We start from the raw sequence: 21,127 nt of genomic DNA on the forward strand, positions 1-21,127 counted from the left end.
GCGTGGGGAGGATTACTTCACATCAGCAATTTGTTTCATCAATTCCTGATATTTCCCGCCAAATTGATCGCGCACTGGCTGGGTGGCTTTCATGAAGGTTTCACGATCGGTTTCCTGGAAGGTCACGCCACCGGCTTTCATCTTATCGATGGATTGTTGGGTGTAAGTTGCCCAGAGCTGACGCTCTTCCTCCTGCGCCTCTTTGCCTAATTTCTTCAGCAACGCCTGGTCGTCAGCCGAGAGACGATTCCACAACGGTTTAGAGTAGAGAATCATTTCAGGCTGAATGAAGTGGCCGGTGAGGGTGTAGTATTTGGCGACGGGCATATAGTTGTGGGCAACAAAGGTTGGCGGGTTGTTTTCTGTGCCATCCACCACGCCGGTTTGCATGGCGCTAAACACTTCGCTCACGCCCATTGCCACCGGGTTTGCGCCCATGGCTTTTAAGGTCGCCAACGAAATCGCACTGTTTTGCACGCGGATTTTCATACCCTTAAGATCGTCGGGTTTGGCGATTGGCTTTTTAGTGATCATGTTGCGCACACCGGCGTCGGTCCAGCCGAGGAATATCATACGGGCGTTAGGATCGTTATCGAATTTCTCGACGATATTTTTTCCGATATCACCATCAAGCACCTTGTGCATATGATCCTCATCGCGAAAAACATACGGCAAGGTTAATACGCTGGTTTCTGGCGCGATGGTGGTGACTGGTGCCAGCGAAACACGGATCATGTCAATGGCGCCCAGTTGCACCTGCTGCAGCGTTTGGTCTTCATCGCCGAGTACGCCACCGGCGTAAACCTTCATTTCTAATCGGCCATCAGTGGCTTTTTTTAGCTTCTCGCCCATGTGTTCAAGCGCCACCACGGTGGGATAACCCGCCGGTTGAACTTCTGCCACTTTAATGACCTTGGCAGAAGCCACTGCCGGGCAAAACGCTGCCGCAGAGGATAACGAAACGACCAGAAGTAATTTTTTAAACGTCATGCTTTTTCTCCAGCTAAGGGGAGGCAGGAAGGTGCGGCGCATTAATTTGTCGAAGGATGCCGCGTGGTGTCAGCATAGAGAAAATAGTGGCTGGAAAAATAAGGGAATGGCGATTGGATGAATTACGTCACATTTTGAAACGATGTTTTAATAATTTTATATTGAGTGTCACATTTTCAAAACATCACCACAACAATCCATATCCTGCGGGGATAATTATGTGTTTTCAAAGGATTTTAAACCACATGGTCCAATCTATCTCCCTGATATGCATAAAGTAAATATAGATACGACAATATCATGTTTTACGAATCCGCCTTCTCCGCCACAAACTACTCGCCATATTCATGACGAAAAGGATAAGGCGCATGTCATACCGACTGAGTTTGCTGGATAAATCGCCGATTGCCGACGGAGAGACAGCCAGCCACGCGCTACACCGCACGTTACAGCTGGCGCAGCAGGCGGAAGCCTGGGGCTATCACCGTTTCTGGTTAGCGGAACACCACAATACCGATCGTCTGGCGAGTCCGTCGCCGGAACTGCTGATCGCCTGGATCATCGGCCAGACACAACATATTCGCGTCGGCTCCGGCGGCGTGATGCTGCAACACTACAGCCCGTACAAAGTGGCGGAAAACTTCAACTTGCTGGCGTCCTTAGCGCCGGGCCGCATTGACGTTGGGGTCGGCAAAGCGCCGGGCGGCTTGCCGCTCTCAACGCGTGCGTTGCAGCTCGGCGTGCATCTGCAAGAGAAAGGCAGCTTCGCCGAGCAATTGACGCTGCTGGATAGCTGGCTGCAAGTGCCGCCAGTGGGCGATGAAGAGATTCTGCGCGCCACGCCGCAGCCGCCGCGTCCGGCCAATCGCTTCCTGCTGGGTGCCAGCGAAGAGAGCGCCAAACTGGCGGCAGAACTCGGCTGGCAGCTGGTGTTTGCGGCGCATCACAACGGCGATCCGCAACTGATGGAAAAAGTCCTCAACAGCTATCGCCAACACAGCAACGGCCAGCGCGCGCTGGTGGCGGTGCAAGTGGTGGTGGCGGATTCGCCGGCGGAAGCCGATCTGCTGGTGGATAACCTGCGCGTTTACCACGTCAGCGTGAAAGATGGCCCCAGCGTTAACGTCGGCAGCGTCGAGCAGGCCGAACGTTATGTGCGTCAGGGCGGTTATACCGATTACGTGATTGAACCGCGCACGCCATCGCTGCTGAAAGGCACCGCCGCGCAGGTGCATGCCAAGCTGGATGCGCTGCATCAGAATTTCGGCATTGAAGAGTTCGTGATTGATACGCCGGTGGCTGAAGAGCAGGCGCGCGTGAAATCACTCGAACTGTTGGCCACTCACCGTTTAGTCACCGCATGATTCGCTGCTTCCGGAGGCAGGTATGACGCAATTTAGCGAACATCAGCTGATTGACTGGCGACGTGAGCTGCACAGCTGGCCGGAGTTATCCGGCCGCGAAGTCGAAACCACCGCGCGCCTGCGCCGCTGGTTACAGGACGCCGGTTTGCGTCTGCTGGATTATCCGCTGGAAACCGGCGTGATCGTGGAAGTGGGGCACGGCGACACGTTGATTGCGCTGCGCGCCGATATCGATGCGCTACCGATTCACGAAGCCACCGGACTCACTTACCGCTCGCGCAACAGCGGCGTAATGCATGCCTGCGGCCACGATGTTCACAGCGCGGTGATGCTGGGCGCGGCCTTGCAGCTGAAAGCCGTTGAAGATCAATTGCCGGGGCGCATCCGTATTCTGTTCCAACCGGCAGAAGAGAACGCCACCGGCGCACGCCAGTTGATCAATGCGGGCGTGCTGGACGGTGTGCAGGCGATTTTCGGCATGCACAATGAACCCGGTTTGCCGACCGGCACCTTCGCCACCCGTGGCGGCGCGTTTTACGCCAATGCGGATAAATTTATCGTGCGGGTTTCCGGCAAAGGTGCGCATGCCGCGCATCCGGAAGAGGGCGTGGACAGCATTGTGGTCGCCAGCCAGATTATTCAGGCGCTGCAATCGCTCACCAGCCGCAGCTTCAATACGCTGGACAGCTTAGTGCTCAGCGTGACGCGTATCGACGCTGGCAAAACCTGGAACGTACTGCCCGGCGAGGCCGAATTTGGCGGCACGGTGCGCACCCACGACAAACAGGTGCGCGCGGAGCTGGAGCAGCGCGCCCGCACGCTGGTGGAGAATATCGCCGCCGCCAACGGTGCCAGCGCCACCTTCAGCTGGCATCCGGGTCCGCCGGTGCTGGAGAACGATGCGCGCTGGGCGCAGTTTGCCAGCAACGTGGCGCAGCAGGCGGGCTACCGCGTGCAGACCGCTGAGTTACATCTCGGCGGCGAAGATTTTGCCTACTACTTACAGCAGATCCCCGGGGCGTTTGTCAGCATTGGCAGCGCGAGCGAATTTGGCCTGCATCATGGCGGCTTCAATCCTGATGAAGCGCTGATTGCCCCCGCTGCAGACTACTTTACGCAACTGGCTCAGCAAGCGTTGCAGCACCTCAACGCGCGATGTCGTGACGCCATTCTGAACTAACGCGATTCACCCTTTTAAATCCGGTTCTGCACGGCGACAGGCATGTCGCCGTCAGGCTGCGCCTTGGCAAAAGAGAGAACATTATGACTGCAAGACAACTGCGATTGGGCACCATTCTGCATGGCGCGTCCGGCAATATGTCCGCGTGGCGTCATCCGGCGGCGCTGGCCGATGCCAGCATCAATTTTGATTACGCCAAACACATTGCGCGCAAGGCGGAAGCGGGCAAGCTGGATTTCCTGTTTGTTGCCGATGGCCTGTTTATTAACGAAAAATCGATTCCCCACTTCCTCAATCGCTTCGAGCCGCTGACCTTGCTGTCGGCGCTGGCGGGCGTTACCGAGCATCTTGGTTTGGTCGGCACGGTTTCCACCTCATACAGCGAGCCGTTCACCGTGGCGCGGCAGTTTGCCAGCCTCGATCATCTGAGCGGCGGTCGCGCGGGCTGGAACGTGGTGACCTCGCCGCTGGAAGGTTCGGCGAAGAACTTCTCGCGCCAGCAGCATCCGGAACACGCGCTGCGCTACCGCATCGCTGATGAGTATCTGCAAGTGGTGAAAGGGCTTTGGGATTCGTGGGAAGGCGACGCTTTCGTGCGTAATAAAGAGAGCGGCCAGTTCTTTGATCCTGAGAAGCTGCACACGCTGAATCACCACGGCGATTTCTTCCAGGTGCAAGGGCCGCTGAATATCGAACGCACGCCGCAAGGACGTCCGGTGGTGTTCCAGGCAGGCGCATCGGAAGATGGCCGCAAGCTGGCCGCTAAACACGCCGACGCAATCTTCACCCATCAGCCAACGCGCGAAGAGGCGCAGGCGTTCTACCGCGATGTGAAAAAACAGCTGGTGGCGAATGGCCGCGAGCCGGGCGATCTGCACATTTTCCAGGGCGTCGGTGTGATTGTTGGCGACAGTGCGGAAGATGTGGAGCAGCAGTATCAAACCACCGCCGCGCTGGTTTCCATCAAAGATGCGCTCAACTATCTCGGTCGCTTCTTCGATCATCACGACTTCTCACAATATTCGCTGGATGAGCCGTTCCCGGAACTCGGCGATATCGGGCAAAACAGCTTCCGCAGCACCACCGACGAAATCAAACGCAAGGCGCGCGAGCATGGCCACACGCTGCGCCAGGCGGCGCTGGAAGCCGCGACGCCGCGTCCGCTGTTCCACGGCACGCCAGAGCAGGTAGCCGACGGTTTGCAGCTGTGGTTTGAGAGCGAAGCGACCGATGGCTTCATCATTCAGGGCGGCACACCAGATACATTCGAACGCTTTGTCGATCGCGTGGTACCGATTCTGCAAGCGCGCGGTTTGACCCGCAGCGAATACCCCGGAACCACGCTGCGCGCCAGCTTTGGTCTGAAAGTTCCGGTTAACCAATACACACAAAAATAAAACTCGAGAATAAACGCTATGCAGAAAAAATCCCTTATTGCGCTGTTGTTGCTGGGCATGAGCAGCGCCGTATTCGCCGAAGATGTGGCGGTTAACGGTCAAAACATCAGTGTTGAAGCCAACAAAACGCCGATCAATACCGCGAAAAATGACGCCGCAGTGGCGCAGATCCCGGCTGGACATCGCTTTGCCGTGCCGGGTTCGTTCACCGTAGCGGTCGCCGCGCTGAATTCGCCGCCATTAACTGTATTCAGTGATGACAACAAAACCCTGCTCGGTAGCGAAGTGGATATCGCCCGCTTAGTCGCCGACAGCCTGGGTCTGAAACTCAACGTGGTGCCAACGTCATGGGAAGACTGGCCGCTGGGCGTGGCATCGGGCAAATACGATGCGGCGATCAGTAACGTAACCGTCACCAAAGAGCGCAAAGAGCGCTTTGATTTCGCCACCTATCGCAAAGATTCACTCGGTTTTTACGTCAAATCCAGCAGTCCAATTAAGTCGCTGACCAAAGCCGAAGATATTGCCGGACTGCGTATTATCGTCGGCTCTGGCACCAATCAGGAATCGATCCTGCTGGCCTGGGATAAAGAGAATCAGGCCAAAGGGTTGAAGCCGTTTACGCCGGTGTATACCAAAGACGATGCGGCCCAAACGCTGGCGCTGCAGTCAGGCCGCGCCGATGCCTACTTTGGTCCGAACGTAATTGGCGCCTGGAAAGCGGCGCTGACCAAGCAGACGCGTTTGGTTGGCAGCGTCGATGGCGGCTGGCCGAAAGCGGCGCACATCGCGGTGACAGTGAAGAAAGATGGCGGTTTAGTGCAGCCGATCAACACCGCGCTGAATGGCGTGATCAAGAACGGCGATTACGACAAGGTGCTGAAGCGCTGGGGTGAAGGCGTGGAGCGTATCGACAGTTCAGAGATCAATCCGGCCGGATTGGGCGATTAAGGAGGCCGCATGAGCGAGCAACTGTTCCGCGAAGTATCACCGGAAGCGCCTGAGCTGCAACCGATTTTGACCGGACTGTTTGGTGAATATACCGCGCGCTACGGCGCGTTCTTCACCAGCCAAAAAGAGGTGGAGCTGACCGAATGGTATTTACCGCCGCGCGGGCTGTTTATCGTGCTGGAGCGTGACGGCGAGATCATCGCGATGGGCGCGTATAAACCCTACGACGAGGTGACCGCTGAGTTTAAACGCATCTGGACGCGCAGCGATCTGCGTCGTCAGGGATTGGCACTGCTAATCCTGCAGGAACTGGAGCGCCGTGCGCTGCGTGCGGGCTATCAGCGCGTGTTTCTCACCACCGGTTTCCGCCAGCCGGAAGCGGTGAAGTTGTATATCGGCCACGGTTATCAGCCGCAGTTTGAGCTGCTGGAGGATATGGAGGTCTACAGCCAGCCGCCACACGATGGACGCTTGCGCTTCCTGAAAGTGATTGATGTACATAGCGTGGCGCAGGCCAGCTAAGGAGTTGTAATGCGTAATGAACCACAACGTTTAACCGTGGTGCCGGCGCGATATCCGGCACGTACCGTCGGCGCGATTGTCGCGTTGTTTATTCTGGCCAGCGTGATTGATTCGGTTGCGTTCAATCCGCGCTGGGAATGGGGCGTGTTCGCCAAATGGTTTTTTGATCCGGTGATCCTCAGCGGTTTGGGGCAAACGCTGCTGCTGACGCTGTTTGGCACCATACTCAGCCTGATTTTTGGCGGTTTGCTGGCGCTGGCGCGTCTCTCGTCATCCTGGCTGCTGAGTACGCTGGCGTTTGGCTATATCTGGCTGTTCCGCTCGCTGCCGCTGATCGTGGTGCTGATCATCCTCTACAACTTCTCCTATCTGTACGACACGTTGTCGCTCGGCATTCCGTTTACCGCGCTGTCGTGGGGCCATTTCCAGACCATCAACGTGCTCGGCCAGTTCCCGGCGGCGGTGATTGGTTTGACGCTGGTGCAGAGCGCTTATAGTGCTGAGATCATTCGCGGCGGCTTTTTGGGTGTCGATCACGGCCAGTTTGAAGCGGCTTCGGCGCTGGGATTATCCTCCACGCGCCGTACCTTCCGCATCATTCTGCCGCAGGCGCTGCGCGCGATTATTCCTACCACTTTTAATGAAATCATCAGCCTCGCCAAAGGCACCTCAATGGTTTACGTGCTGGCGATGCCGGAACTGTTTTACACCATTCAGATGATCTACAACCGCACACAGCAGGTGATTCCGCTGCTGATGGTCGGCGCGGCCTGGTATCTGATCATCACCACCATTCTGTCACTGCTGCAGCACAGCGTTGAGCGCTGGCTGGCGCGCAGTGTCACCCGTGAACCGCAGCCGTCGCGCTGGCGTCAATGGCGTAACCGCAGCGCCAAACCTGCAACCGAGGAGCTTTCCCATGTCCGAAGCCATTGATTACCGCAATCTGCATACCGCTGGCGCCATTAGCATTACCGGCGTGAGCAAGTCGTTCGGCAAACTGAAAGCGCTGGATGATGTTTCACTGGAGCTGGAACCAGGATCGGTGACGGTGATTCTCGGGCCGTCTGGCTCGGGCAAATCGACGCTGCTGCGCACCATTAACCATCTGGAGCGCGTTGATGAAGGCTATATCCAGATCGATGGCGATTACATCGGTTATCAGCGTCGCGGCGACAAGCTGTATGAGCTGAAAGAGCAGGCAATTCTGCGTCAGCGCATCAACGTTGGCTACGTGTTCCAGAACTTCAATCTGTTTCCGCATCTGACGGTGCTGGAGAATCTGATTGAAGCGCCGATTGCGCATCGTCAACTGTCACGCCATGAAGCGATTGATCGTGCCGGTGAGCTGCTGAATGTGGTCGGTTTGCGCCACAAAGCCGATGCCTGGCCGCGCCATTTGTCGGGCGGCCAGCAGCAGCGTATCGCGATTGCGCGTGCCTTGATGCTCAATCCGCGCGTGATGCTATTTGATGAACCGACGTCAGCGCTCGATCCCGAGCTGGTGGGTGAAGTGCTGGATGTGATCAAAAAGCTGGCGCGTTCCGGCACCACGCTGGTGATTGTCACGCACGAAGTCGGTTTTGCGCGTGAAGTGGCGGACAACGTGGTGTTTATGGTCGATGGACGCATTGTTGAGCAGGGCAGCAGTAATCAGGTACTGAATCAGCCGCGCCACGAGCGCACCAAACGTTTTCTGGCGCGGGTACTTTAATGGAACGAGTGATTATTGCGGCGTTGCTGATAGTGATGTCAGGCGCGCCAGCCATCGCAGCAGAAACGCTGGATGCCAAAAACAACGAAACGCCGATCAATATAGCCGCGAATCCCCAGGCTATCGCGAAAATTCCGGCGGGTTTTCACTTTGTGAATCCGGGTTATTTGACCGTCGCCACCACGGCGATGAATTCGCCGCCGATCGGTTTATGGGCGTCGGATAATAAAACGCTGATCGGCAGCGATCCGGATATTGCGCGTCTGCTGGCGGACAGTTTGGGCTTAAAGCTGAAGCTGGTGCCAGCCGCGTGGGAAGATTGGCCGCTGGGTATTACCGCTGGACGGTATGATGTGGCGATGTTCAATATCGCCGTCACCGAAGAGCGCAAAAAGAAGTTCGATTTCGCCACTTATCGCGCGGATAACCACGCCTTTGCGGTGAAAACCAACAGCGCGATAACCGCGATTAAGGGCCGCGAAGATGTGGCGGGTAAGCGCATCATTGTGGGTTCGGGCACCAATCAGGAGCGGATTTTACTCAGCTGGGATGAGAAGAACCGCGCGCAGGGCTTAGCGCCGGTGCGGCCCATCTATCTCAACGATGATGCGGCGGCCACGCTAGCGCTGCTTTCGGGACGTGCGGATGCAACGTTTGGCCCTCAATCATTGGCAGCATGGAAAGTCGCTTCGCGCGGGCAGACCAAAATCGTCGGTCACGGCCCGTTCCGCGCTTGGGTGGCGGTGACCACTAAAAAAGGTAATGGATTGGATGTGGCACTGCAGCAGGCGATCAATGGCGCGATTGCCAGCGGCGAGTACAAACAAGTATTGGCACGCTGGGGCGAACAGGAAGAGGCGGTGGAAACCTCGCAGGTGAATCCGCCGGGGATTGTTTACCAGTAATTTTCTGTTCTGCTTAATTTTGCGAGAAAGCTCACGATGTGAAAGTTGTGGGCTTTTTTTATTTCATTGGGTTTTAGGTCGGCTCACATTAAATTGTCGGTAGATTGTTACTTGCTCAGTTAATTGATTATCTTCTTTGTTTTTTTGACAGTTATTTTTATTTTCTTATTCAAACCACTAATGTTTGTGAAAAAAACCGGTGTTAAGATGTTCAGGGTTTTGGGCGAGTGCGGTGTTTAACGTTTACCCTTGCAAAAGGGAGTTTGATTATATGGCCTACCGTCAACCTGCATTACCCAATCAAAAATGGAAACGATTGGGGTGAAATAATGTTAGCTGAACCGTTAAATAAAAGTGTTATCAATTATGCGTGCCGTCAACGTAAATGCAAACAAGGCGGACAACCACCGAGCGGAGGTAAAGGAATGCAAGAGCGTGTTAAAAGTCTGGAAGACAATGTTACCGTATTGGTTTCTGACGTAGCGGTGATTAAGTCAAACTATGCCACGAAACAGGATGTCGAAGCGGTCAAAGCGGATGTGGCGGTAATCAAGTCAAATTATGCGACTAAAGAGGATATGGCTGCCGTGAAAGCGGATGTAGCGGTGATCAAGTCTAATTACGCTACCAGGGAAGATGTTGCGGCGATAAAGGTCGATTTATATAAAGCAATGATTACACAAACCAAATGGATGGTGACTACCCAATTTGTAACCTTAGGAGCGGGTCTTTCACTTGCGAAACTGCTGTTTTAGTTAAGATGCCGTGTGCCGGTCGCCATAAATGGCGACCCGGCAAAACAGCAGATTATATTTTGGCTTTTTTGATCCATACCTGCGCATCTGCGGGCGGCAGCGGGCGGGCGAAATGGTAGCCCTGAAACAGATGACAGCCTTTATCGCGCAGGTAGGTGAAATACTCCTCACTCTCGATGCCTTCAGCCAGCACATTCAGACCCATTTCACGCGATAACTCGATGGTTTTCTGCACCACAATCGCCGATGACTCATTTTTAAAAATCTGCATGATTAATGATTTATCAATCTTAATATCATCAATGGCAAAATCACTGATCGATTTAAGCGATGAATAGCCGACGCCAAAGTCATCAATCGCCCATTTAACACCTAATTGGCTAAAATGGCTGATTACGTCGCCAATACGCTTCTGGTCGTAGACAAAGGTGGTTTCAGTAATTTCAAACTTGAGGCGTTCGGGGCGGATTTTATAATGTGACAGCGATAACAAGGTATCCTGGGTGAAATCGCGGTGTATTAACTGCAGCGGACTGATGTTAACAGAAAACACCAAATCACTAAGGTGCTGACCGCGATCCCATTCGGCGATTTGCTGTAAGGTGTGTTCCATCACCCACTTGCCAATGTCGATAATCAAGCCACTTTTTTCGGCCACTGGAATAAACACTTCGGGTGAGATAAAGCCTTTAACAGGATGCTTCCAGCGCAGCAGGGCTTCAAATCCAATCAGCTTTTTATTGCTGTCGACTTGTGGCTGGTAATAGAGCTCCAGCTGATTCTTTTCGATGGCTTGTGAAAGTTCGCGTTTGATCAAATCGGTTTCGGAGTAGTTGCCGCGCAGCGTGAATGCCGTCAACAACAGCGCGATCATTGGCACTGCACAGTTGACGATATAAAAGCCGGATTCATGCGGAATATTGAACTGAAACGCGCTATGTTGCCAGGTTAATCCGGTCGAGATAAAAAACAGATAAACCACCAGGCAGATTAACGGGAATATTTTACTTAAGTAAGGTGTTTGCTGGCGTAATACCAATGCTGAGCCGACGGTTAACGCCACCAGATAATTGTACTCTGAGTGTTTTTCTACTCTGTGGTCATTATCCAGCAGAAACAACAGCATTATGATCAGTAACAAAGCATGCACGATGATGTAGAGATGTTTGTTCAGCTTGTCACGGAATGCCGCAATGACAATATAAAATCCCATCGCGGTGCTCAGGCAATATAAGGCGGAAACACCATTTTCTCCCTTAATGAAATTCGTCGCTACCATATAAAAACCCGCCAGGATGCTGGAAAATCCAGCAATGAGCAGAGTTAAGCGCAATTTTTTTTCTGGGTTATCACCCTGTAAAATGAAGGGTAAATCTTTTAGCATGGAATATCTGGAGCTAAAATAAGAAATCATCTGAGGTTCTCATTTTTACTGTCATATTTATTAAATTGAATCGCATAATTATTCTAGATTCTTGCATCGATAAAGTCATAATTTTGTTTTCTCCTATCAGAGATTGTTCCTACCCAGTGCCCGATAGGCGCGCTAGAATCAACGACCAACGGAAAGGCTTTTACAGAGCTTAAACTCACCTTCAACATACTGATTGCAATGAAAATACGATTCCTGTCTGCCAATGAACTAAAGCTGGCCGAGGTGCGTACCATCCTTGAGCCGGTCGGTGTCGAAGTGCTGCCCATCGCACGCCGTATTGAAGAGATTCAGACTGAAAATGAGGTTGAACTGGTGCGCGACAAGCTCACCAAAGCGTTCTCTATTATTGGTCGTCCGCTGTTTGTCGAACACACCGGGCTCTATCTGGATGGCCTGAACGGCTTACCGGCCGGATTAACGCGCATCTTCTGGAGCCGCCTGAATGCCGAGCGCTTCACCAAACTGGTGAACGGTTTAGATAGCGCCTGCGTCACGGCAAAAACCGTGCTTGGCTATTGCGATGGGCAAAAAATGTATCAGTTCGAAGGCGAACTGCGCGGCACCATCGCCACCGAGCCTGCTGGTCCACGCGAATTTCAATGGGACTGCGTGTTTATCCCGGAAGGGCACACGCAAACTTTCGCCGAAATGGGCGAGCTGAAAAATGAGATTTCGATGCGTCGCCTGGCGCTGGATCGCTTCGCAACCTTTTTGAAAACATCGCGGGGATTGGCATGAAACCCGAGCTAAAACGCGCCTATGACACCGGTAAACTGATCCTGTTCGCCGGTGCAGGCATTTCACGCAATCTTGGCCTGCCGGAATGGCATGAGCTGATTGCGCACCTGGCTAAAGAGCTGGGCTACGACCCAAAAATCTTCAATACCTACGGCACGCATCTGTCGCTGGCGGAGTATTACAAGCAGCGTAAAGGCTCGCTGGGACCGCTGCGCAGCTGGATGGATCGCGAATGGCATCGCCCGGATATTGACGTGCGCAGTTCTGAAATCCATACCATGATCACGCAAGGCAATTTCTCACGCATCTACACCACCAATTACGATCGCTGGCTTGAAATGGCGCATGAGGCGCACAACGTGCCTTACAGTAAAGTAGCGAACGCGGCAGATTTGGTGTCGTTGACTGAAGATAAGCGCCACATCATCAAACTGCATGGTGATTTCGACGACGATACGTCAATTGTGCTGGATGAAAGCAGCTACTTTGAACGCCTCTATTTTGATTCGCCGCTGGATATCAAACTCACGCACGACGTCATGGGCAACTCGGTATTGTTTGTGGGCTACAGCATCAGCGATTTCAATATTCGTCTGTTATTCTACCGCCTGACAAAAATGTGGGGCCGAACCGGCTTGGCCACCGCGCGTCCTAAATCGTACCTGTTCACCAACCGCAATAACCCGGTGGCAAAAGAGGTATTAGGGCAGTGGGGCATTGAGATGATCGTCTCGGAAGAGGACGATCCGCGCAAAGCGTTGGCGCTGTTCCTGGAAGAATTACTGGCTTAACAGCAGAAAGTGATTGCCTGGAAAAGTTTGATCAGAATATACTGTATATAAATACAGTTAATCGAGGTGCATCATGGCAGTCGAAACCAAATATGTTGTAGTCAGAAAGGGTGAAGAAAAGATGACGTTTGCCAATAAAAAAGACGCGGATGCCTGGGACAAAATGCTCGATATGGCAGACGCCTTTACCGATTGGCTACAGCAACATCAGCCAGATTTGGGTGAAGCGCAGGCCGAAGCATTGGGTCTGCTGTTGGCTGAACAGAAAGACGCGGTGCAGCATATCCTGCGCACCAGCAAGCTGCCGGATATTGTAAAGGCAGAAGAGGTTGCGCAAGCGCCTGAAGCCGCTGCGGAAACCGAGAGCGAAGCGGAAGCGGTAGCGCCGGAAAAGAAAGTCCGCGCGGTTAAAGCGGCGTAAGCCGTTTTGTCAGGTGCGCATTGATGCGCACCTGGTTACCCATCAATGCTTAATCTGGTAGCGCGTGCTGCGCCCGCCGCCGGGTAATTTCTCCAGACAACCTTTCGCCAGCAGTTCTGTCAGATGTCGCGTCGCCGTGGCTTTACTCACTTTCGCCACCTTCTGATACTGGCCGGCGCTTATGCCTGCGTTAAATCCCTGTTCACCGCCATCCAGTAAGCGATTCAGCACGCGGGTTTGCTCCGCACTCAGCTCAGCAGCATTGTGCATTAACCAGAAGCGCGCTTTGTTTTGCGTGCGCGTGACGGTTTCCAGCGCGCGCTCAAGGCTGTCATTCAGCACATCACAAAACCACAGCAGCCAATCGGTGACGTCCAGCGCACCGCGCTGCGTCTGCTGCAGGATGCGGTAATAATCGGCACGTTGCGCCAGAATCGATGCGGACATGGCATACAAACGAATGCTTTGGCTATCCGCCTGCGCCAGCGCCAAATCGGTCAGGGCGCGGGTGATGCGTCCATTACCGTCATCAAACGGGTGCAGCGTAACGAACCACAGATGGCACAGCGCGGCGCGCAACAGCGGGTCGAGCAGCGGATCCGCGCGGCTGTGATTAAACCACGCGATAAATTCTTCAAGCTGTACCTCCAGCCCGGCGCGCGGCGGCGCTTCGAAATGTACCGTTGGCCGATCGATACGCCCCGAAACGACCTGCATCGGTTCATCGCCGCGCAACGTGCCAACATTTAGTCGCTTAATGGTCCATTCGCTTGCGGGGAATAACCAGCGATGCCACTGACATAAACGCGCCAACGTGAGTTCCTGATCGCGTTGCGTGATGGCATCCATCATCATGGTTGCCAAACCTTCGGAACGTTCGGAAACCGGGTAAGGCTGATCGAGCGAAACGCCTAAACGGCGGGCAAGGGACGATCGTACCGACTGCGCGTTGACGCGCTCATCTTCAATCGCTGAGGAAGAGAGGATATTGCTGAGCAACGTATCCAGCGTTTGTTGATCGCTGTTATCTTGCACGCTAGCGCGGCCCAGCAAGACGCCGCGCTGCTGCTGCAGCTGGCGCAGGCGCGGCAGTAATTTCTCATCCTGCCAGCGAAACTGCGGCCAATCGGGCTGCTGCCAAATCCACATCATAGAGTCACTCCTGAATCGCATGAGCTGAATAGATGGGTTATTCGGCTCATATGGTGAGCTGAATAATAGTCTGTAATCGGCTCATTGACCAGTAGAGCAGGCAGGCATCTGGCGCTGACCTGATGTCGGTGACCATCAATGGCAATCCACCGGAGTTTGGCACCTTGCCATCAAGTTCTACCGACGCGCGCCGATAGAGTGTTCAAAGGGATGCACGCGCACAGGGAGTGGTTCTGAATACCGAAAAGTGTCAACTCCAGGAGCGCCATAATGGCCAAACACGCATCACCTAAGAAAACAATGAGCACCCGCACGCAGATGCTGCTGACGGGCGCCTTAACCATCACACTCGGCTTTGCCGTAACCATCGGCGTGCTGAGCTGGCAATCCAGTAACGAACAAAAGTCGCTGGCCGAAAGCTATCTGCAGCAGATTGCACAAAGCCAGGCGCTGCAAATTCAGCATGAACTTAGCTACGCGCGCGATGTGGCGCATAACCTCGGCCACAGCTTGATCGCACTGCCAGCGGCGGGCATTCAGGACCGTAAAGTTGCTGATAAGCTGATGGAATCGGCGCTGCGCGATAATCCCGATTACCTGTCGATCTCGGTGATCTTCGAAGAGAATGCCTTCGACGGACGTGACGCGGAGTTCGCCACCCAAGCCAATGCGGCACCGAAAGGTCGCTACGCCTTCTTCGTCGATCGCGATCAAACCGGCAATTTTAACCTGCATCCGCTGACCTCGATCTTCACGCCAGGGCAGGGCGATTACTATCTGCTGCCGCAAAAAAGTCAGAAAGATATGCTGATTGAACCTTACAGCTACGCCTACAACGGCGTGCCGACGCTGCTGACTTCGGTAGCGGCGCCGATTGTGAGTCAGGGCAAACTGTGGGGCGTGGTGACGTCCGATATTTCGCTGGCGTCGCTGCAGGAAAAGGTCAACAAAATCAAACCGTGGGAAGGCAGCGGCTATGCGATGTTGCTCTCCAGCGCGGGTAATGTGGTTTCCTATCCGGATAAAAGCCAGACCAGCAAGCCGTGGAAAGGTGATACCCATAACTTCAGCAGCAGCGTGATGGAACATCATGATGCGTTGCTGGGTGAAGATGCGCTGGTAACCTGGCAGCCGGTGGTGATTGGTAACAGCGATCAGAAATGGTATCTCGGCGTGGTTGCGCCGGTCAGCCAGGTGATGGCGGCGGCGCATCGTCAACTGATTAACGCGGTGATCCTGATGATCATCAGCATTCTGGTGGTGTGTACGCTGCTTGGCATGCTGTTCAGCCGCAAAGTGCTGAAGCCGATTGGTGGCGAACCGCTGGAAGCCGCGACCATCGCGCTGGCCGTCGCCGATGGCAAACTCGATAACGTCATCACGTTGAAAGGTCGCGATAACAGCAGCTTGTTCTATGCGCTGCATACCATGCAAAACCAGCTGCGCGATATCGTGGGACAGATTCAGGATGCCAGTTCGTCGGTGCGTCAGGGCGCGGGTGAAATCGCCAGCGGCAACCTCAATCTCGCCTCGCGTACCGAGCAGCAAGCTGCCGCGCTAGAGCAAACCGCCGCCAGCATGGAGCAGATTACTGCCACGGTGAAACACAACGCCACCAATGCGCATCAGGCGACAACGCTCACCGACAACGCCACGCACATTGCCAGTCGTGGTGAAACGCTGGTGGGCGAAGTGGTGCAAACCATGGCGCAAATTGACGACAGCGCGAAGAAAATTGGCGACATCACCGCCATCATCAATAGCATCGCCTTCCAAACCAATATTCTGGCGCTGAACGCCGCAGTAGAAGCGGCGCGTGCCGGAGAACAAGGACGCGGCTTTGCCGTGGTGGCGTCGGAAGTCCGTAATCTGGCCCAACGCAGCGCCAATGCGGTGAAAGATATCGGCGCGCTGATTGAAGAATCCACGCAGCGCGTCGGCAGCGGCGTGCAGCTGGTGCAGGATGCGGGCAAGACCATGCAGGAGATGACGCAGGCGGTGAATTCGGTGCGCACCATTATCGGTGAAATCGTGATTGCTTCCGATGAGCAGGCGCGCGGCATCAGCCAGGTGACCATCGCGGTGAACGAGATGGACAGCACCACGCAGCAGAACGCCGCGCTGGTGCAGGAGATGTCTGCCGCCGCCAGTTCGCTGGAAGATCAGGCCTCGCAGCTGGCGAACACCGTTGGGCGTTTCCAGCTGAGTTAATCGAGCCTCAGCTAAGAACGCGCTGAGCGTGGCACGCCGTTTTTCTCTGAATAACGGCTGCCTATCCACCAGGTGATCAGCGCCGCCAGGGCGATTGCGCCTAGCACGGCAAACGCACTGCGATAGGAATAGGCTGCGGCAATGTTTCCCGCCAACGCGGGACTCATTGCCGCGCCGACGCCCTGCATGAGCATGATAAAACCCTGACCGGCATTGGTATGTCCGCTGCCCTCAAGCACCTTTACGATATAACCCGGCACCGCCACGCCCAGCAGACCCGCCGCTACGCCATCCAGAATCTGTACCGGAATCATGAAATAAGCGCCGTCAAAAGCGGAGGCAATCAACGCACGTAATGGCAGCACCAGCAGCGCCGCCGTGATCAGCACGGGATAGCCAAAACGCGGTGCGTGACGTGCAGCATACAGCGCCATGGGAATCATCACACATTGTGAAATAACCACCGTGGCGGCAGCATAAAGTCCGGGGCTGATGGCTGCATTGTGCGCTGCCGCCACCCGCAGGCTCAGCATAGGTAACAGCGCGGCATTGCCAAGATGGAAGAGTAACAGCGTGACTCCCGTGATAATGACGGCAGGATTACGGGCAATCTGATAAAGACGTGGGACGTTGCTGGCCGATTCGCTGCCAGAAAGCCCGCGCGCGGCAAGGTTATCGATGTCGTTATGACGAATAGCCAGCACGGCTGCACCTGCGCACAGCGCCATCGTCGTCATGAGTACAAACACCGCACCCGTGCCCCACAACCACACTGAAGCACCCGCAATAATGGCGGCTGTCATATTTCCGCCGTGGTTGAAGGCTTCATTTCTCCCCATTTGATGGCTGAATCCTTGCGGACCGGCTAGGCCAAGGGTAATACCCGTCAACATCGGCGCGATGAGCGCGGCGGAAAGGCCAGTCACAATCTGCGATAAAACCACGATCCATCCCTGATGGAAATACCACAGCAGCAAGGTGGATAGGGTGATCAGGAGTGAACCGATGAGCAACAACGATCGTTTATGGCGAGTAGCGTCTGTGGCTAAACCTGCCGGCAGGGTGGCAACCAGCCCTGCAAGGCCACCGGCGGTCATCACCCAGCCAATATCTCCTGCATTCCAGTGGCGTTCTGTCAGAAATATGCCGAGAAAAGGCCCAAGACCATCTCGTACGTCAGCCATAAAAAAGTTAACCAGACACAGAGCCTGAAGCGAACGCAGTGGCATAGAAATCCTTAGCAAGTAATCGGAACGGGACGAACGTAATCATGGCAGGAAAACGGCAATTTTCCTGCTGTGATGGGCGTTAATTATGTTGCCGGGTACCAAACCGCTGCCGATACTGGCCGGGCGTGACGCCGGTGAGTTTGCGGAAAATTTTGCGGAAAGCGGAAGGGTCGCTGTAGCCGATCTCCCAGGCGATCTGATCGACCGAACGATTACTCAGCTCCAGCGCGTCGCGCGCTTTCATAATGCGTACCTGCTGCAAATAATCCGTTGGCCGCAGGCCGATCGCTTTCTGGAAATGGCGCAGAAAAGTACGTGGCGTCATGCTTGCCAGCGCCGACATGCTCTCAATGCTGTGCTGCTCGGCAACATGGGCATGAAGATGATGCTGCGCGCGCAGAATCTGGCTATCACCGTGATCGAAATTGGGGATAAATGCCGAATAGGTGCTTTGCTCGCGTCGCGGCGGGTCGATCAGTAAAAAGCGTGAGGTCGCCAGCATGGTGCCGGTGCCGAGCACTTTTTCGATCAGCGTTAAACCCAAATCGGTCCACGCCAAAATCCCACCGGCGGTAATAATGTCGCCATCGTCAATCACCATATTTTCCGCCGCGACCTCTACCGCAGGAAAACGCTCCGACAGCGTCTGCGCAAAGGCCCAGTGCGTGGTGGCGCGACGATGATCGATCAGTCCGGTTTCGGCCAGCACAAAGGCACCGGCGCACACCGAACAGAGCGTTACGCCTGCGTCATAAAGCTCACTCATCCAGTCGGCGGGCACCTTCATGGGCACCATTTTCGCTGGCACCACCAGACTTGGCGGCGCAATCACGTGGCTCAGGCGATGTGCTGTATCGGGATGGCTATCCCAGACGCAAACCATATGATCGCTGTGCGCATCGATCTGCCAATGTGAAACACGAATCGTCCGCTTGCGCTCTTCACCCGATATATTCTCGGCCCATTCCGCAGCAATCCTGAACATATCGGTTAAGCCATATATCGCCGCGAGTTGGCAATCGGGATAGATCACCAAGCCAATCTCCGCGACAACGCTGTTTTCATCAGTTTTTATCATTTGTCAGTTACGGCCCTTAATGTGTCATATTTGACAATATTAGCCGCTGCCGCTTTCCATAACAATAAGCCCATCGAACGCAGACAATCACATACAGAGGGCTTACTCATGAGCAACGGCATCATCACCACCCAAGACGGCACCAAAATCTTTTACAAAGACTGGGGCCCAAAAAACGCCCAACCGGTAGTGTTTCATCACGGCTGGCCGTTAAGCGCCGATGACTGGGATAACCAAATGTTGTTCTTCCTGGCACAAGGTTATCGCGTTATCGCCCACGACCGTCGCGGCCACGGACGTTCCGACCAAACCGATAGCGGCAATGATATGACCACATACGCCGCTGACGTGGCAGAACTGGCCAAAGCGCTGGACCTGCGCAACGCCATCCATATCGGTCACTCTACCGGTGGCGGCGAAGTGGCGCGTTATGTGGCGCATGCCGAAAAAGGTCGCGTGGCGAAAGCAGTGTTGATGGGCGCCGTGCCACCAATCATGTTGCAAACCGCCGCCAATCCTGAAGGTTTGCCAAAAGAGGTGTTTGACGGTTTCCGCTCGGCGCTAACCGCTAACCGCGCGCAGTTCTTTATCGATGTGCCAGCGGGGCCGTTCTACGGCTTTAACCGTCCGGGTGCGAAAGTGAGCCAGGGTTTGATCGATAACTGGTGGCGTCAGGGCATGGCGGGCGGCGCTAAGGCGCAGTACGACTGTATCGCTGCGTTCTCGGAAACCGATTTTACCGAAGATTTAAAAGCGATCACGGTGCCGGTATTGGTGCTGCACGGGGAAGACGATCAGGTGGTGCCGATTAATGATTCGGCGCATAAGGCGATTAAGCTGCTAAAACAGGGCACGCTGAAAACCTACCCAGGCTTGTCGCACGGTATGTTCGCGACGCATCCTGAGCAGATTAATCCTGATTTGTTGGCGTTTGCGAAAGCGTAAATTACCGAGTTCACGAATCGTAGCGGCGCAATTATTTGCGCGATAAATCGCGCCGCTACAGCATGTGCAATGTATGTTTACGCTAAGCCACCGGTGTAATGCCGGTTTCCCGGCTGTTCTCAGCCGGGAAACCCTGCTTAGCACGCAGCGCAATTCCCAACGCGACCAACAGCAATAGCAGAATCGCCCACGGAAAAGATTGGGAGCCGACATGTTCCAGCAACATTCCGCCGGTCAAACCGCCGAGGGCGATAGCGCTGTTCCAGGTGACGACATTCATGGAGAGCGCGACATCGGCATATTCGCCGGCGGCATCTGCCAGAGCCGTTTGCAGCAGCGTCGCGGCACCGCCGAAGGTGAGTCCCCAAACGGCTATACCCGCATAGATCACGGCGGGTGTTGGCGTACTCAGACCAAAAATCACCGACACCGCAGCAAAGATGGAGAGTGACAGCAGCACCGCTTTGCGCAGATGCGTATCAATGATCTTACCGGTAATGAATATTCCCCCCAATGCCGCAATACCAAAGATCAGCAGCACCACATCCACGCGATGCGCCAGACCGGCTGAAGCAAGGAACGGTGCAATGTAGGTATAGAGAATGTTATGCGCCAGCATCCAGGTCAGCACCACACCCAGCACGGCACCTACGCCGGGGAGGCGTAACACTGCGCCGAGCGGCATTTTTTGCGTAGCAGATTGGCCGGGATAGTTCGGCACGGCCAGCAAAATCCAGCCGATAAGAATGAGAGAGAGACCCGACATGGCGGCAAATGTCAGACGCCATCCCAGCAACGAACCCATCCATGTGCCTGCCGGAACACCGAGTGAAAGAGCGATTGGCGTGCCCACCATGGCGAGCGCCAATGCGCGTCCCTGCAGCGATGGAACAACCATTCTTCGCGCATAGCCCGCAATCAGACTCCACGCCAAACCGGCTGACGCACCAGCAAAAAATCGCGCTATTAAGATGATGACAACGTCAGAAGAGACGGCGGTAAGAGTGTTAAATAGCAGAAATCCACACACGGTGCTCAGCAGCACAACCCTGCGCGACCAGCTTCGGGTCAGCAATGTGAGCGGAATCGCGGCCAGTAGCGAACCGGCTGCATAGGCGGTAACCCATTGACCGGCCAGCGAGGGGGAAATATTAAGCCCCTGACTGATTTGTGGCAGCAATCCGGCGGGTATGGTTTCAGTCAGGATGCAGATAAAACCTGCCATTGCGAGCGCCAAAAGCGCCAGGATTGGCAGCCGTTGGGCTTCTTCGTGCTTAAACGTTGAATTCATTATTTAGCCTGCTCTTGATTTGCAACAGCGCCGCGAAGCGCCATGGATATATGTATCG

20 protein-coding genes are annotated in these 21,127 nt (G+C 54.7%); 14 read left to right on the forward strand and 6 right to left on the reverse strand.

What is annotated here, in order from left to right; genetic code table 11:
* Positions 1–12: 12 nt before the first annotated feature.
* On the reverse strand, positions 13–990 hold the full coding sequence (locus MWH02_RS08555; RefSeq protein ID WP_271460343.1) for a TRAP transporter substrate-binding protein: 978 nt from the start codon (positions 988–990) through the stop codon (positions 13–15).
* A gap of 368 nt (positions 991–1,358) precedes the next feature.
* Here MWH02_RS08555 and MWH02_RS08560 point away from each other — a divergent pair, with 368 nt between their 5' ends.
* From MWH02_RS08560 to MWH02_RS08600, 9 genes are all read left to right on the forward strand, one after another.
* Complete coding sequence (locus MWH02_RS08560; RefSeq protein WP_137386971.1) at positions 1,359–2,354, forward strand: MsnO8 family LLM class oxidoreductase; 996 nt, start codon at positions 1,359–1,361, stop codon at positions 2,352–2,354.
* A 22-nt stretch (positions 2,355–2,376) separates the two neighbouring features.
* Positions 2,377–3,534, forward strand: coding sequence for an amidohydrolase (locus tag MWH02_RS08565; RefSeq protein WP_271460344.1), 1,158 nt, complete (start codon positions 2,377–2,379; stop codon positions 3,532–3,534).
* 83 nt (positions 3,535–3,617) lie between these two features.
* Positions 3,618–4,931 carry an LLM class flavin-dependent oxidoreductase gene (locus tag MWH02_RS08570; protein ID WP_271460345.1) on the forward strand — a complete coding sequence of 438 codons (1,314 nt, stop codon included), beginning with the start codon at positions 3,618–3,620 and terminating at the stop codon, positions 4,929–4,931.
* A gap of 18 nt (positions 4,932–4,949) precedes the next feature.
* Positions 4,950–5,882 carry an ABC transporter substrate-binding protein gene (locus tag MWH02_RS08575; protein WP_101761401.1) on the forward strand — a complete coding sequence of 311 codons (933 nt, stop codon included), beginning with the start codon at positions 4,950–4,952 and terminating at the stop codon, positions 5,880–5,882.
* A 9-nt stretch (positions 5,883–5,891) separates the two neighbouring features.
* Positions 5,892–6,404: a GNAT family N-acetyltransferase gene (locus tag MWH02_RS08580; RefSeq protein ID WP_101761402.1), complete on the forward strand. Its 513-nt coding sequence runs from the start codon at positions 5,892–5,894 to the stop codon at positions 6,402–6,404.
* 9 nt (positions 6,405–6,413) lie between these two features.
* Positions 6,414–7,340: an amino acid ABC transporter permease gene (locus tag MWH02_RS08585; RefSeq protein ID WP_101761403.1), complete on the forward strand. Its 927-nt coding sequence runs from the start codon at positions 6,414–6,416 to the stop codon at positions 7,338–7,340.
* Positions 7,324–8,118 (forward strand): amino acid ABC transporter ATP-binding protein, encoded by a 795-nt coding sequence (locus MWH02_RS08590; protein ID WP_271460346.1) that lies wholly within the window; start codon positions 7,324–7,326, stop codon positions 8,116–8,118. Before MWH02_RS08585 ends, MWH02_RS08590 begins: the two co-directional genes overlap by 17 nt.
* On the forward strand, positions 8,118–9,023 hold the full coding sequence (locus tag MWH02_RS08595; RefSeq protein ID WP_271460347.1) for an ABC transporter substrate-binding protein: 906 nt from the start codon (positions 8,118–8,120) through the stop codon (positions 9,021–9,023). The genes MWH02_RS08590 and MWH02_RS08595 overlap by 1 nt, the downstream gene beginning before the upstream one ends.
* 329 nt (positions 9,024–9,352) lie before the next feature.
* On the forward strand, positions 9,353–9,778 hold the full coding sequence (locus MWH02_RS08600) for a hypothetical protein (protein ID WP_271460348.1): 426 nt from the start codon (positions 9,353–9,355) through the stop codon (positions 9,776–9,778).
* A gap of 52 nt (positions 9,779–9,830) precedes the next feature.
* Here MWH02_RS08600 and MWH02_RS08605 read toward each other — a convergent pair whose 3' ends face one another.
* On the reverse strand, positions 9,831–11,192 hold the full coding sequence (locus tag MWH02_RS08605) for a putative bifunctional diguanylate cyclase/phosphodiesterase (protein WP_271460349.1): 1,362 nt from the start codon (positions 11,190–11,192) through the stop codon (positions 9,831–9,833).
* Between the two features lie 198 nt (positions 11,193–11,390).
* On the opposite strand from MWH02_RS08605, the gene MWH02_RS08610 reads away from it, so the two are divergent.
* The 3 genes from MWH02_RS08610 (at position 11,391) to MWH02_RS08620 (ending at position 13,163) form a co-directional block, all read left to right on the forward strand.
* Complete coding sequence (locus tag MWH02_RS08610) at positions 11,391–11,951, forward strand: non-canonical purine NTP pyrophosphatase (protein ID WP_101761408.1); 561 nt, start codon at positions 11,391–11,393, stop codon at positions 11,949–11,951.
* Positions 11,948–12,742: an SIR2 family protein gene (locus MWH02_RS08615; RefSeq protein ID WP_110866976.1), complete on the forward strand. Its 795-nt coding sequence runs from the start codon at positions 11,948–11,950 to the stop codon at positions 12,740–12,742. The genes MWH02_RS08610 and MWH02_RS08615 overlap by 4 nt, the downstream gene beginning before the upstream one ends.
* Before the next feature lie 73 nt (positions 12,743–12,815).
* Positions 12,816–13,163 carry a YebG family protein gene (locus MWH02_RS08620; RefSeq protein ID WP_110866975.1) on the forward strand — a complete coding sequence of 116 codons (348 nt, stop codon included), beginning with the start codon at positions 12,816–12,818 and terminating at the stop codon, positions 13,161–13,163.
* A 42-nt stretch (positions 13,164–13,205) separates the two neighbouring features.
* Here the strand turns inward: MWH02_RS08620 and MWH02_RS08625 are convergent, their stop codons facing one another.
* Entirely contained in the window at positions 13,206–14,312 is a 1,107-nt protein-coding gene (locus MWH02_RS08625) for a Fic family protein (RefSeq protein WP_439652367.1), read from the reverse strand.
* A gap of 273 nt (positions 14,313–14,585) precedes the next feature.
* On the opposite strand from MWH02_RS08625, the gene MWH02_RS08630 reads away from it, so the two are divergent.
* Positions 14,586–16,526, forward strand: coding sequence for a methyl-accepting chemotaxis protein (locus MWH02_RS08630; RefSeq protein WP_217548093.1), 1,941 nt, complete (start codon positions 14,586–14,588; stop codon positions 16,524–16,526).
* 11 nt (positions 16,527–16,537) lie between these two features.
* On the opposite strand, the gene MWH02_RS08635 is transcribed toward MWH02_RS08630, so the two are convergent.
* Both MWH02_RS08635 and MWH02_RS08640 read right to left on the reverse strand, forming a co-directional pair.
* Positions 16,538–17,755 (reverse strand): MFS transporter, encoded by a 1,218-nt coding sequence (locus tag MWH02_RS08635; protein WP_101761412.1) that lies wholly within the window; start codon positions 17,753–17,755, stop codon positions 16,538–16,540.
* Between the two features lie 79 nt (positions 17,756–17,834).
* A complete protein-coding gene (locus tag MWH02_RS08640) occupies positions 17,835–18,833 on the reverse strand; it encodes a GlxA family transcriptional regulator (protein ID WP_271460350.1) in 999 nt (332 codons plus the stop codon).
* Positions 18,834–18,941: 108 nt separating this feature from the next.
* Here MWH02_RS08640 and MWH02_RS08645 point away from each other — a divergent pair, with 108 nt between their 5' ends.
* Positions 18,942–19,778 carry an alpha/beta fold hydrolase gene (locus tag MWH02_RS08645; RefSeq protein WP_271460351.1) on the forward strand — a complete coding sequence of 279 codons (837 nt, stop codon included), beginning with the start codon at positions 18,942–18,944 and terminating at the stop codon, positions 19,776–19,778.
* An 82-nt stretch (positions 19,779–19,860) separates the two neighbouring features.
* Here the strand turns inward: MWH02_RS08645 and MWH02_RS08650 are convergent, their stop codons facing one another.
* Positions 19,861–21,069 (reverse strand): MFS transporter, encoded by a 1,209-nt coding sequence (locus MWH02_RS08650; protein ID WP_192234991.1) that lies wholly within the window; start codon positions 21,067–21,069, stop codon positions 19,861–19,863.
* Positions 21,070–21,127: the final 58 nt, after the last annotated feature.

Origin of the sequence: Pantoea leporis (genome assembly GCF_028048155.1) — a bacterium.
Classification (GTDB): domain Bacteria; phylum Pseudomonadota; class Gammaproteobacteria; order Enterobacterales; family Enterobacteriaceae; genus Pantoea; species Pantoea leporis.